General features: G+C 57.7%; 13 protein-coding genes. 10 read left to right on the top strand and 3 right to left on the bottom strand.

Features of this window, described 5'->3' with window-relative positions:
* Positions 1-8: 8 nt before the first annotated feature.
* The gene (locus tag WDZ78_RS23220) at positions 9-413 is read left to right on the top strand and encodes a VOC family protein (protein ID WP_026363363.1); all 405 of its coding nucleotides are present in this window, start codon (positions 9-11) and stop codon (positions 411-413) included.
* Positions 414-550: 137 nt separating this feature from the next.
* Here the strand turns inward: WDZ78_RS23220 and WDZ78_RS23215 are convergent, their stop codons facing one another.
* On the bottom strand, positions 551-1,393 hold the full coding sequence (locus WDZ78_RS23215; protein ID WP_425674404.1) for a LysR family transcriptional regulator: 843 nt from the start codon (positions 1,391-1,393) through the stop codon (positions 551-553).
* Positions 1,394-1,482: 89 nt separating this feature from the next.
* On the opposite strand from WDZ78_RS23215, the gene WDZ78_RS23210 reads away from it, so the two are divergent.
* Complete coding sequence (locus WDZ78_RS23210) at positions 1,483-1,884, top strand: tautomerase family protein (RefSeq protein WP_425674403.1); 402 nt, start codon at positions 1,483-1,485, stop codon at positions 1,882-1,884.
* 156 nt (positions 1,885-2,040) lie between these two features.
* Here WDZ78_RS23210 and WDZ78_RS23205 read toward each other — a convergent pair whose 3' ends face one another.
* A complete protein-coding gene (locus WDZ78_RS23205) occupies positions 2,041-2,814 on the bottom strand; it encodes an SDR family NAD(P)-dependent oxidoreductase (protein WP_425674402.1) in 774 nt (257 codons plus the stop codon).
* Positions 2,815-2,901: 87 nt separating this feature from the next.
* On the opposite strand from WDZ78_RS23205, the gene WDZ78_RS23200 reads away from it, so the two are divergent.
* Entirely contained in the window at positions 2,902-3,525 is a 624-nt protein-coding gene (locus WDZ78_RS23200; protein WP_425674401.1) for a TetR/AcrR family transcriptional regulator, read from the top strand.
* Positions 3,526-3,556: 31 nt separating this feature from the next.
* Here WDZ78_RS23200 and WDZ78_RS23195 read toward each other — a convergent pair whose 3' ends face one another.
* Positions 3,557-3,742, bottom strand: a complete 186-nt coding sequence (locus WDZ78_RS23195) for a helix-turn-helix domain-containing protein (protein ID WP_371258458.1) — start codon at positions 3,740-3,742, stop codon at positions 3,557-3,559.
* A 257-nt stretch (positions 3,743-3,999) separates the two neighbouring features.
* On the opposite strand from WDZ78_RS23195, the gene WDZ78_RS23190 reads away from it, so the two are divergent.
* From WDZ78_RS23190 to WDZ78_RS23160, 7 genes are all read left to right on the top strand, one after another.
* Complete coding sequence (locus WDZ78_RS23190; RefSeq protein ID WP_425674399.1) at positions 4,000-5,268, top strand: sugar ABC transporter substrate-binding protein; 1,269 nt, start codon at positions 4,000-4,002, stop codon at positions 5,266-5,268.
* A gap of 13 nt (positions 5,269-5,281) precedes the next feature.
* Positions 5,282-6,370, top strand: a complete 1,089-nt coding sequence (locus WDZ78_RS23185; RefSeq protein ID WP_425674398.1) for a carbohydrate ABC transporter permease — start codon at positions 5,282-5,284, stop codon at positions 6,368-6,370.
* Positions 6,367-7,248 carry a carbohydrate ABC transporter permease gene (locus WDZ78_RS23180; protein WP_020009000.1) on the top strand — a complete coding sequence of 294 codons (882 nt, stop codon included), beginning with the start codon at positions 6,367-6,369 and terminating at the stop codon, positions 7,246-7,248. The genes WDZ78_RS23185 and WDZ78_RS23180 overlap by 4 nt, the downstream gene beginning before the upstream one ends.
* A gap of 265 nt (positions 7,249-7,513) precedes the next feature.
* Positions 7,514-9,109 carry a peptide ABC transporter substrate-binding protein gene (locus tag WDZ78_RS23175; RefSeq protein ID WP_020008999.1) on the top strand — a complete coding sequence of 532 codons (1,596 nt, stop codon included), beginning with the start codon at positions 7,514-7,516 and terminating at the stop codon, positions 9,107-9,109.
* Between the two features lie 54 nt (positions 9,110-9,163).
* Positions 9,164-10,087, top strand: coding sequence for an oligopeptide ABC transporter permease OppB (oppB, locus tag WDZ78_RS23170; protein WP_003510218.1), 924 nt, complete (start codon positions 9,164-9,166; stop codon positions 10,085-10,087).
* Complete coding sequence (locus WDZ78_RS23165) at positions 10,080-11,210, top strand: ABC transporter permease (protein WP_425674396.1); 1,131 nt, start codon at positions 10,080-10,082, stop codon at positions 11,208-11,210. Before oppB ends, WDZ78_RS23165 begins: the two co-directional genes overlap by 8 nt.
* A 1-nt stretch (position 11,211) precedes the next feature.
* On the top strand, positions 11,212-12,822 hold the full coding sequence (locus WDZ78_RS23160) for an ABC transporter ATP-binding protein (protein WP_425674395.1): 1,611 nt from the start codon (positions 11,212-11,214) through the stop codon (positions 12,820-12,822).
* Positions 12,823-13,042 lie beyond the last annotated feature (220 nt).

Below are 13,042 nucleotides of genomic sequence, written 5' to 3'. Positions count from 1 at the left end.
GAAAGACAATGGCCAGAATGATTTTCCTGAACCTGCCGGTCAAAGACCTGGCTGTTTCAACCGCCTTCTACGGGGCAATCGGCTGCGTGAAGAACGAGGAGTTCTCCAACGAAGACGCAAGCTCGATGGTGTGGTCGGAGACGATTACGTTCCAGCTACTGCGGCATGACTATTACAAGACCTTCACCGCCAAACCGATCGCCGATGCTCACAAAACAAACGGCATGCTGATTGCTCTTTCGCGCGACAGCCGCGAAGAGGTGGATGCCATGGTTGACGCCGCAGCAAAAGCGGGCGGACAGGCGGATGTTCGAGAGCCGCAGGATCTGGGTTTCATGTATCTTCGCACCTTCGCCGATCCCGATGGCCACGAGTTTGAACCCGCTTACATGGACTTGAGCAACGCGGGCTGACGTTATCCACAAAGGGATGATCCCCATTGATAGCGTAAAGCGTGCCTCCCGAATGGTTTTGATATCAGGAAGGCGCTTCGCACTTGACCGTGGGCTGCGAACAGCAGCCGGAAACTAAAGCACGTCCGCCCCTTCACCTAATCGCCGGTGCCCGATACGGCTGCGGCCAGCGCCCTGATCGCCGATGCGTGTGCCGGCGTTCTTGCACGGGAGAGAAGAACGATATCGGAAGGCGGCAACGAAGGCAGCCCGAGTTCGGCACCCCTGTCGGGCAGGCCGCGGGCGCTAATATCGCCGAGCGGCGCGACGCCCGCTCCCGCAAGAATTCCTTCATGGAGCGCCGAACAGCTTCCGGCGGTGAACGCATCGCGCCAATCCACGCCGGCTCTTCTAAGCTCCGACACCGCAATTTCTCTGACTCCGCACCCGGTTCCCAGCGACACCAGCGGAATGGCGCTGTTCGAGCGCGGCCGCCAGTCTGGAGCGGCCCGCCATCCGAGCTTGTCGGTGCGCAGGATTTCGCCGTCAGAGCCCCCGCCGTTTCGCCTGAAAATGACGGCGTCCGCCTGTCCGGACGCGAAACTTTCCTTCACGTGCCGGGAAAAGCCGACGTTCACCTCAATCACCGCATTGGCAGGAAGTGCCGCACGCATCGCTCTTATGGCCGTCGAAAGGCGGCCCCCGATCGCATGGTCACTGGCAGCCAGGCTAAAGTAGAGCGGTGATTCATGACCGAAGGTCAGTGCTTCCTCGTGTTTGGCGAGCAGCTCGCGCGCCTTCGGCAGAAACACCTCACCATCCTCCGTGAGCCGCAGATGACGCGGCGAACGGTCGATCAGCCGCCTGCCGACACGCTGCTCCAGCATCTTCAATTTTTGGCTGACGACCGGTTGCACGGTTCCCGCCGCCTCCGCCGCCTTAGTCAGGCTGCCGAGCTCGACGGAGAAAATGAACAGGCGAACGCTCTCAAGATCAATCATATGAAATCACTATGTATGGAATATCTATCCTCATCTTCTCATTATGAAGAAATCTGCGCAAGGTGTCTCGGCAACAAGGAGACAAGACCATGCCCATGATCAAAGCGCGTTACACCGAACCCCAAAACGGAAGCGACCCAAAGCTGGAGGTCGCAGCGCTGCTATCCCGCCTCACGGCGGAAATCCTGCACAAGGACCCGGCCGTCACCGCGGTTCTCGTCGAGAGTGCCGATCCCGGGGACTGGATCATTGCCGGATCGAGCCTCACCGACCAGAAGATCGGAAGCTTCTATGTCGAGGTTTCGATTACCGAGCACACCAACATAAAGGATGAGACGACCGAATGGGTCCGGCGGGTTTATGACGGGATGAACGCGCTGGTAGGCCCCGTGCACGAGGCGAGTTATGTCCTGATTCACGCCGTCGACGGCGATGCCTATGGTTATGGCGGGCAAACCCAGAACCTGCGGTGGGCGCGAAAGCACGGATAACGCCGGCCACCAGATGAGGCAGGCCGACAAAGTCAGCGGCGCGGCCCCGGATATACGAACCTGCCCGAGGAGGAGGACTACAGCCGTCCCACCTCCTCATTCGGGCGTCGAGCGAAACTACCCGACACCTGTCGTCCAAAGTCTACGCTCGCGGGATCAGATCCGCGCACCGCCTGTCGCATCGATCATCTGCCCGGTCGTCCAGCGGGCATCATCCGAGGCAAGGAAGGTAATGACATCCGCAATGTCGTCGGCGCGACCGATACGTGAAAAGACCGAGAGGGCCTCGGCACCGGCACGGGCCTCCGGCGCCGCCAGCCATCCGGCGTTCATGTCGGTTTCAGTAACACCCGGCAGAACCGAATTGACGGTAATTCCGCGCCGGCCGAATTCCGGGGCAAGCGCCAGCGTCAATGTCTCAAGCGCACCCTTGGATGCCGCATAGGCCGGATGCGTCGGCGCCGCAATGCGCGTGAAACCGGTCGAAACATTGATGATGCGGCCATTGTCGCGGAGATGATCAGCGACAGCCTGAATAAGGAAGAATGGCGCCTTGAAGTTGATCGTCATCAACTCGTCGAACGCGGCCTCCGTTGTTTCCTTCAGCGGCGTCGCCGGGGCAATGCCCGCATTGTTGACGAGAATATCGAGCGATGGCGAGCCGGTGAAAGCGACCGCGGCTTCCTTAAACTGCTCCCACAAGCTGTCGGTCGCTGCTTTCCCTGCCCGCAGATCGGCATTGAGCGCGACCGCCTTCGAACCGAGGGCCTCGATCTCGCGGATCGTTACCTGCGCGGCGTCGGGATTCGCGCCATAGTGGACGCCGATAAGACCTGCACCCTCCTTCGCAAACGCCAAAGCGGCGGCGCGGCCAATGCCGCGTGAACTGCCCGTTATGAGGGCGACTTTGTTGGATAGTTTCCGGGACATGGATCACTCCGTTGCGATTTAACTAGCGATCGATATAATAAAAGCCAATCATGGTCTGTCAATATTTTTATAGTGATCGATATAATAATGACTGAAACAACACGAAAACGCGGTAGACCGCGTCTGCTGGATCGGAATGCAGGGCTCGATGTCGCAGCCCGGCTGTTCTGGGAACGCGGTTATGAGGGAACTTCGATAGCGGACCTTACCCATGCCATGGGCATCACCCCACCGTCCCTCTATGCGACCTTCGGCTCAAAGGAAGAATTATTCCGGCTGGCGCTCGATCATAGCATCGCGCAGCAAAGCCAACGCCGTTCCGAAATGCTGCAGGCGAAAATACCGGCCTACGAGACGCTCGCCTCTTATCTCTACGACATTGCCGAAGGAGACACCCAGCCTGACAAGCCGCGCGGATGCATCGTGTCTACCGCCGTTCTCCAGCATTCGGAAGAAAACGCCTCTGTCGCGCGCACAGCGGCAGCGTGGCGCGAGGCGGCAATGCAGATTCTCAAGACGCGGTTCGACCGCGCCGTCAGCGAAGGCGAACTGCCCGAGCAAACGAACACGGATACCCTCGCGCGCTTTTATGGCGCCATTATTCAGGGCATGTCTGCGCAGGCTTGTGATGGCGCGTGTACCGCAAGATTGAAGGACTTGGTCGACGTCGCGCTGACAGCATGGCCGGGGAAACGGGGCCGTCAGGATTGAATCCCGAGGCTCTTGAACAGGCAGAGAGAGCTCAGTCGGAATAGGCTGAATAAAGCTGGCAGGCGACGCTGAGAAGAGTGAAATCATCTGCGTTAGAGATGCTCCGGCCGGTCAACGCTTCTATTCTGGCGAGGCGCTGGTACAGGGTATTGTTATGTATCTTCAGGAAACTCGCCGCCCGTGTCGCGGATCTGCCTTCCTGTAGGTAGCTGTGCAGGGTTTCATAGAGAAATTCATGTTTCTGGTCGTGGAGAAGCGGGCCCAGGATTTCGCGTGCGAAACCGAGAACTTCGTGCCGGCAAGGGCGGGGACTGTCAGCTCCCGTCCAGTTTCACAGTGGTTCAGAAGCAAATCTGGCCGGATTTATCGATGCCCGTTTCCTGTTTGGCGCGTTTTTGGCACATGGGAAGGCGAATTTTCTGCGGAACAATCTGTAGATGGTGAAGTTACCCTTCTTCAGGAGGAGAACCATCCATGACCACAAAAGCCATTTTTGCGGGGGCGGCAACTGCCCTGTCGATGCTTTTTTCCACTACCGCACTCGCGCAAACCGATCTCACGATGTGGTATCACGGTGCCGGCAATGTTGAAGAACGCAAGATCCTGGCGGGCATTATCGAAGACTTCAATTCGTCCCAGTCAGACTGGCGGGTCTCGCTTCAGGAATTTCCCCAGAGTGCATATAACGAATCCGTCACCGCCGCTGCGCTCTCCAACAAGCTGCCTGACATTCTGGATGTCGACGGGCCGAACATGCCGAACTGGGCGTGGTCCGGTTATCTGCAACCATTGCAGATCGACGAGGCAAAGCTTGCGAACTTCCTGCCAGGTGCGGTGGGAATATGGGGGGACAAGCTCTATTCAGTAGGCCTGTGGGATGCAGCCGTCGCGGTCTTTGCCCGCAAATCCATTCTCGATGAAAATGGCATTCGCATTCCAACGCTGGACAAGCCATGGAACGGCGAAGAATTTAATGCAGCGCTCGAAAAGCTCGCGGCCAGCGGCAAGTTCGACTATGCGATCGACCTCGGCATGGCCGATAAAACCGAATGGTACAGCTACGCCTTCAGCCCGTTTCTGGAAAGCTTCGGCGGCAGCTTGATCGACAAGGAAAATTATCAAACCGCCGAGAACGTCCTTAACGGAGACAGTGCCATCAAGTTCGGAGAATGGTGGCAGTCCCTGTTCCAGAAGAAGCTCGCACCCGGAACATCGCAGTCGCCTGCCGACCATGAAACCGGATTTCTGGAGGGCCGCCACGCCCTGCAATGGATGGGCAACTGGGTTGCGGTGAAGGCTCTGGAGAAATATGGGGACGACCTGCTGTTCCTGCCGGCCCCTGATTTCGGGAACGGTCCGAAGATCGGCGCCGGATCCTGGCAGTTTGGCGTGTCGGCCACCAGCAAACATCCCGAAGGCGCGTCCGCCTTCATCGAATTCGCCATACAGGACAAATATCTCGCGCAGTTCTCCGACGCGATCGGCCTGATCCCGGCCACGTCTTCAGCGGCCCAGATGACGAAGAATTACAAGCAGGGCGGCCCGCTCGAGGTTTTCTTCGAGCTCTCCAAGCGTCAGGGAACATTGCGTCCGGTGACGCCAGCTTATGCCTTCATCTCTCCGGTCTTTTCCAAGGCCGTGTCCGACATTGCCAATGGCGCGGATGTGGCCGATACGCTGGACAATGCAACCGACGAGATAAACAACAACATAGAGCGTAATTCCGGTTACCAACCCAAATAGGGGCATGTGATCGATGGCGCTCTTTTCCTCAAAGGGGAAACTGACCCGGGACGGTTTCATCGGCTGGTTCATGGCTGGACCGGCCATGGTGCTGATCGGGCTGTTCCTGATCACGCCCTTTCTGCTGGGGCTCGGTTTTTCCTTCACCAACCAGCGGCTGACATCTCCCAATCCGACCGAGTTTGTCGGCGTTGAAAACTACACCCGGCTGCTGGGTATCGGCGTGCTCACGCTCGAGCCGGAAAGGGAGGCGGATGGGAGCCTCAAGCAGGGTGCGGATGGCGCCATCTCCTATCCGCGAATTCGCAATTTCACCCGCAACAATCCCGACTATCCCTATCTGGAAGGGATGCGGGAATATAAGAGCTTCACCTGGGGCGAGAACCAGATCTTCATTCTGGCGCGCGACGTTGTGTTTTTGACAGCACTCGTCAATACGCTTTCCTTCGTGGCGGTCGTTGCGCCGGTTCAGGCAGCACTTGCGTTGTTTCTTGCCCTGTTGGTGAACCAGAAAATTCCCGGCGTCACGATTTTCCGTGCGATCTACTTCATGCCTGTGGTGCTGTCGGTGGTGGTGGTGGCCCTGCTCTGGCGGTTTATCTATGCGGCGGATAACGGGCTCCTGAACAGCCTTTTGAGTTACATGAGCTTCGGGCTGTTCCAGCCCGTCGACTGGCTGGGCAGAACCGATACCGCCCTATGGGCCATTCTGGTGATGTCAGTCTGGCAGGGCGTCGGTTTCCATATGGTCATATGGCTTTCCGGCCTGCAGACAATCTCTCCGGATCTTTACGAGGCGGCTGATATCGAAGGCGCGAGCCGCTGGCAGAAATTCAGCATGATAACCTGGCCGCTGCTGCGCAACACGGCCGTGCTGATTATCATCGTCATTACCATGCAGGCTTTTGCCCTTTTTGCGCAGATCGATGTGATGACCAAGGGCGGACCCCGCGATTCGACGCAAAGCATCGTCTATCAGGCGGTTGAGAGGGGATACCGACAGCAGGATATCGCGGCGGGCTCGGCAATCTCGGTCGTCCTGTTCCTGCTTGTCCTGTGCATTTCGCTGACCCAGCGATACCTGACTAGGGAGAAGCAATGATGCAGGCCGGACAACGCAAAAACCTTCCTTTTCTCATCGGCAACTATGTGCTCATGCTGGCTTTCGCGGCGATCTTCATTTTGCCCCTGCTCTTCATGGGCTTCTCGTCACTGAAACCGAACGACCAGCTGCTGAGTGATGCGACCTCGATACGGGCTTTCCTGCCGGTGGGAGACCTTTCGCTCGAAAACTACACCGCGGCTTTTGCCCGGGCGCCGATTGCGACCTTCATATTCAACTCGGTGCTGGTAACGGGCGTCACCGTCTTTCTCGCCCTGCTGCTTGGCTCGCTTGCCGCCTTCGCTTTCACCTTTTTGAACTGGCGTGGAAAGGATGTGCTCTTCTCGGTCATTCTCGCCACCCTCATCATTCCCTTTGAAACCATTGCCGTGCCGCTGCTGCTGGAAGTCAACAATCTGCCATGGATCGGCAGCAACGGGTTTACCTGGGGATGGCTCAATTCGTGGCATGTGCAGATCATTCCATGGATAGCGGACGGGCTGACGATTTTCCTCTTCGTGCAATATTTCAAGGATTTGCCGAAGGAGTTGCTGGAGGCGGCGCGCATCGACGGAGCCGGCTGGCTGCGGATCTACGCACAGGTGGTGATGCCGCTCAGCGGCCCGGTCATCGCAACGGCTGCAATCCTCAAATTTCTCGTCATGTACAGCCAGCAATATCTATGGCCGCTTCTCGTTACCCAGTCCGAGGCATACAGGCCGGTGATGGTGGGGCTGCAATATTTCTTCCAGCTCAACACACCCTGGGGTGAGGTGATGGCTTATCTCACCATCATCACGCTGCCGGTGCTGATCTTTTATCTCTGCCTGCAGAGGCTGTTCATCTCCAGTATCGCGGCGAGCGGGATAAAGGGATAGCGCATCGGCAAGGTCGCGGCGCGAACCGTTCGGCCCCCGAAGGCCGGCATTTTCGCTGCGCGACAGCCTGCCGCCGGATGAGTTCCCACCAAAGTTTTCTACAAGAAACTCTCGGGTCAAGCGCGGGAGGCTGGAGACGTCATCCCAAGTGAAACGCGCGGTTTCCCCAGAACTCACAATTTATTGTGGTTGCGTTATTGTGGTTGCGCTTTGAAGCAATTTGGCCTTGTTTGTGGGCTCAAAATATTCACGGGGAAAGAAAACAATGTCGATAACAACAAAAGTTCGCATCACTCTGCTGGCAGGATCGCTTCTGATCGGCGCCAGTTCCGCACTAGCAGAAACAGTTCTGCACCGTGGTAATGCTGGGGAACCACAGACGCTCGATCAGGCACAGACCTCAATCAACATCGAAGCCTTTATCCTGAAAGACCTCTATGAAGGTCTCACCATTTACGATGCTGCCGGCAAGATCGTTCCCGGTACGGCGGAAAGCTGGACGCTGTCTGAAGATGGCACAGTCTACACATTCAAACTGCGTGCGGATGCAAAGTGGTCGGATGGCACTCCGGTAACGGCTGGAGATTTTGTTTTCTCCTACCAGCGCGTCGAAGACCCGAAGACCGCGGCAAAATACGCGAATATTCTCTACCCGATCAAGAACGCCGAAAAGATCAACAAGGGCGAAACGCCGGTTGAGCAGCTCGGCGTGAAGGCGGTGGATGACAAGACCCTTGAGATCACGCTCGAGCGCCCGACACCCTTCTTCGTTGAACTGCTTGCCCATCAGGCGGCTCTGCCCATCTCAAAGGCGAGCTACGAAAAGAACGGCACGAACTTCGTAAAGCCGGGTGTCATGGTCTCGAACGGTGCATACAAGCTCGAAGCGCATGTCCCGAATGACAGCCTGACGGTCGTCAAGAACACCAGTTTCTGGGACGCAGCAAACACCAAGATCGATAAGGTCATCTTCTACCCGGTGGATGACCAGGCGGCATCCGTTCGTCGTTTCGAAGCCAAGGAAATGGACCTCGCCTACAATTTTTCAGCAGATCAGATCGACCGTCTGCGCAAGGCCTATGGTGAGCAGGTTCACGTTTCGCCGACGCTTGCGACCTATTACTACACCTTCGACACCCGCGAAGCGCCCTATAACGACGTCCGGGTCCGCCGAGCCCTGTCGATGGCGGTGGACCGCGACTTCCTCGCCAAGGAAATCTACAGCGGCTCTCAGGTTCCGGCCTACTCGATGGTTCCCCCCGGTATGGCTTCCTACGGCGAGCCAGCCAAGGCCGACTTTGCGACGCTGTCCCAGCTTGATCGCGAAGACGAAGCCCTCAAACTCATGAAGGAAGCCGGTTACGGTGAGGGCGGCAAGCCGCTTTCCGTCGAAATCCGCTACAACACCAACCCGAACCATGAGCGCGTTGCCACCGCTATTGCAGATATGTGGAAGAACACCTTCGGCGCAAAGGTGTCGCTGGTGAACCTCGACGTCGCCTCGCACTATGGCTACCTGCAGGAAGGCGGCAAATTCAACGTCGCGCGTGCTGGCTGGGTTGCCGACTACGCGGATGCGGAAAACTTCCTCGCGCTTTCCATATCCTCCAACAAGACCTTCAACTACGCGAAGTTCAACAACGCCGAATATGATGCGTTGATGAAGAAATCCTATGACGAAAAGGATCCGGCAGCGCGCTCCAAGCTGCTGCATGAGGCAGAAACGATCCTCATGAAGGAACAGCCGGTTGCTCCGCTTCTGACGCAGGCAGACCTCTGGCTGGTTTCCAACCGCGTCAAGGGTTGGGAAGACAATGCTGCCAACGAACACCTCAGCCGCTTCCTGAGCGTTTCCGAATAAGCAGCACTGGCACGGTGGCCGAAACCACCGTGCCATGCCGGAGCCCGAAAAACCATGATCTCGTTTATTCTGCGCCGTTTGGCGAGCGCCGTGCCGACCTTGTTTATCGTCGTCACGATTTCGTTTTTCCTGATGCGTTTCGCACCGGGTGGTCCGTTCAATCTTGAACGCCCCCTGCCGCCGCAGACAATGGAAAACCTGATGAGAACCTATCATCTGGATGAACCATTGTGGCGCCAGTACCTCATCTATCTCGGCAATGCCGTCACCGGTGATTTTGGTCCGAGCTACATCTACAAGGACAACACCGTCGCCCAGTTGATCGGAAAGGGACTGCCCTATTCGCTGGAACTCGGCAGCTATGCTCTTCTGTTGGCACTGGTGGGCGGCGTTCTTGCCGGCACTTTCGCCGCGCTCAAGCAGAACAGCGCCTTCGATTTCTCGATCATGTCGATTTCGACGGTTGGCGTCACCGTGCCGAACTTCGTTGTCGCACCTGTTCTGACGCTGATCTTCGCCGTCATGCTCGGGCTGCTGCCGGCAGGCAGCTGGGGTGACGGATCACTGCGCTATCTCATTCTTCCGATGATCGCGCTCGCTTTGCCGCAGCTTGCGGTTATCGCGCGTCTGACGCGCGGTGCCATGATCGAGGCTCTGCGGATGGACCATATCCGCACCGCCAAGGCTTATGGTCTTCCAGCGCGCAGCGTGGTGGTGTTCCACGCCATGCGCGCGGCGATGCTGCCGGTCGTTTCTTATCTCGCGCCCTGTGCCGCAGCCCTGCTCACGGGTTCGGCGGTCGTCGAGACGATCTTCACAATCCCCGGCGTCGGCCGTTACTTCGTTCTTGGCGCCATCAATCGTGACTATACGCTGGTCATGGGAACCGTCGTTCTCGTCGCCATTTTTGTCATCGTGTTCAATCTCGTGGTCGACATTCTCTACGGCCTGCTCGATCCGAGGGTCAGACATGACTGATATCTCCGGCAATATTGCCCCTCAACCGTTGGTAAAAAGCCGAAGCCTGTTCCAGCTGGCAGCCCTGCGTTTCAAACGAAACAAGGCGGCCATCGCTGGCTCCATCATGCTCGTGCTGATTACGCTTTTCTCGTTCATCGGTCCGAATTTCCTTACGCACACCTATGATCAGGTGTTTTCGTCCTATGTCTCCGTGGCGCCGAGCCTCGAGCCACGCCCGGATGTGAACAACCTTCAGGGTGTGATGGAGGGCGTCGCCGGCCGGGCGCGCGTGGAACTGAAGGAGTTTTCCGTGGAGGGGCAGACCTTCACGGCAACCATCACCTCCAGTAGCCCGATCGACCCGCGCGCGACACGTTATTTCGACCGCGCCAACGAATTTGAAAATACGAAGGTCGTCGCCACCGAAGACGAGGGCCGGACGCTGAAGCTGGAAGGCGACGTAAACCGCGAATACTTCTTCTTCGGTACGGATTCGAACGGTCGCGACATGCTGGCCCGCGTGATGCTGGGTGGGCAGATATCGATCACCGTCGGCGTTCTCGCCAGTCTCGTTTCGCTTGGGATCGGCGTCGTTTACGGAGCGACTGCGGGGTATATCGGGGGGCGCGTCGACAATGTGATGATGCGTTTCGTTGAAATCCTCTATTCGCTGCCTTTCGTCTTTCTGGTGGTCGTTCTGGTGGTCTTTTTCGGCCGCAGCTTCATCCTGATCTTCCTTGTCATTGGCGCCGTGGAATGGCTGGATATGGCGCGTATCGTGCGCGGCCAGACGCTCGCCTTGAAACGACGGGAATTTGTAAGTGCTGCCCAAGCCTTGGGTTTGAGCGACTGGCAGATCATCCGCCGCCACATCATTCCCAATACGATCGGGCCCGTCGTCGTCTTCGTCACCGTTGTCGTGCCGAAGGTCATTCTTCTGGAAAGCTTCCTCTCGTTCCTCGGTCTTGGCGTGCAGGCGCCTTTGACGAGCTGGGGAGCGCTGATTTCCGAAGGTGCAAACAACATCCAATCGGCACCATGGCTCCTGATATTTCCGGCGATCTTCTTCGTGCTGACCCTGTTTTCGCTCAATTTCGTGGGCGATGGGTTGCGTGATGCGCTCGATCCCAAGGATCGTTGACATGACCAAGACATCTGAAACCATCCTCACCGTCCGCAATCTCAAGGTCGATTTCACCACACCTGATGGCACGGTGAATGCCGTCAAAGGCATCGATCTTGACGTCAAACCGGGGGAAACGCTCGCCGTTGTCGGCGAATCCGGTTCCGGCAAAAGCCAGACCATGATGGGCATCATGGGGCTGCTCGCATCCAACGGCGTTATTGAGGGCTCGGCAAAATATCGTGGGCGCGAACTGATCGGTCTGCCGGTCAGCAAGCTGAACGACATCCGGGGCGCGAAAATCACCATGATTTTCCAGGAGCCGATGACCTCGCTCGATCCCCTCTACAGGATCGGCGCGCAAATCGCCGAACCGATCGTCCACCACAGGGGGGGTAGCAAAAAACAAGCGCGCGCACGCGTTCTCGAACTCCTGAAGCTCGTGGGAATTCCCGACCCGGAGCGGCGCATAGACAGCTACCCTCACGAACTCTCCGGCGGCCAGCGCCAGCGCGTCATGATCGCGATGGCTCTCGCGAACGAACCGGACATTCTGATTGCAGATGAACCGACCACGGCGCTCGACGTAACGATCCAGGCGCAGATCCTCGACCTTCTGAAGTCGTTGCAGCAACGCTTCGGCATGGCCATCGTCCTGATCACGCATGATCTCGGCGTTGTCCGCCACTTTGCCGATCGCGTCGCCGTCATGCGTCGTGGGGAGATTGTCGAATCCGGCACGACGGAGGATATCTTCGATCGCCCGCAGGCGGACTACACCCGGATGCTTCTTGACGCAGAACCCAGCGGGCACAAGCCTGCAGTTGGTAAAGAGGCGCCGATCGTTCTCTCCGGCCGGAACGTGACGGTCGATTATAAAATCCCCGGCGGCTTCCTCTCGAAGCCGAGCAAATTCCGGGCCGTCGATGACGTCAATCTCAGCCTTCACCAGGGACAGACCATCGGCATCGTCGGTGAATCGGGATCAGGCAAGTCCACGCTCGGTCGCGCGCTTCTGCGTCTTGCCCATGCAAATGGCCGCATTTTCTTCGGCGCGACGGAAATCAGCGGCCTCGACCGAAAGGCCATGCGGCCTTTGCGACGGCATCTGCAGCTGGTGTTCCAGGATCCCTATGGCTCGCTTTCGCCCAGACAGACAGTCGGAGAAATAATCACCGAAGGTCTGTTCGTGCATGAGCAGCAACTCAGCCGGGCGGAGCGTGACAAACGCGCAATCGAAGCGCTGAAAGAGGTCGGTCTCGATCCCGCGGCCCGCAACCGTTACCCTCACGAGTTTTCAGGCGGACAACGTCAGCGTATCGCAATTGCCCGCGCGATCATCCTCAAGCCTGATGTCGTCATTCTCGACGAACCTACATCTGCGCTGGACCGATCCGTTCAGGGCCAGGTTATCGACCTGCTGCGCGATTTGCAAAAAACGCACGGCCTTTCTTACGTCTTCATCAGCCACGACCTTTCTGTCGTCAAAGCCATTTCGGACTACGTCATTGTCATGAGAAACGGGAGGATTGTGGAGGAGGGAGAAACGGACGCCATATTCAACCGGCCGACGGCGGAATATACCGAAACACTCATCAAATCCGCGTTCTCGGCGGGGGTCGCACGATAGATTAGCGCCCGGTCATCGCCGGGCGATTTCTACCCGGGGCACTGTCCTTAGCCTCGAGAGACCTGTCCGTTTGACCCATATGCCTGGCTTTTCCACGATCTCAGACATTGAGAGGTTGGAGATTTGGCCGGCCATTTCGGTTTGACAGAATATCGTATTTCCGAGGTCCAGAAACGCAAAAAGCCCCACGAAGGGGCTTTGTTGGGATCGCAGGGATCGT

This window comes from Agrobacterium sp. M50-1, from assembly GCF_049843495.1.
Lineage (GTDB): Bacteria > Pseudomonadota > Alphaproteobacteria > Rhizobiales > Rhizobiaceae > Agrobacterium > Agrobacterium radiobacter.
This window is presented reverse-complemented; position numbering and strand designations above follow the sequence as displayed.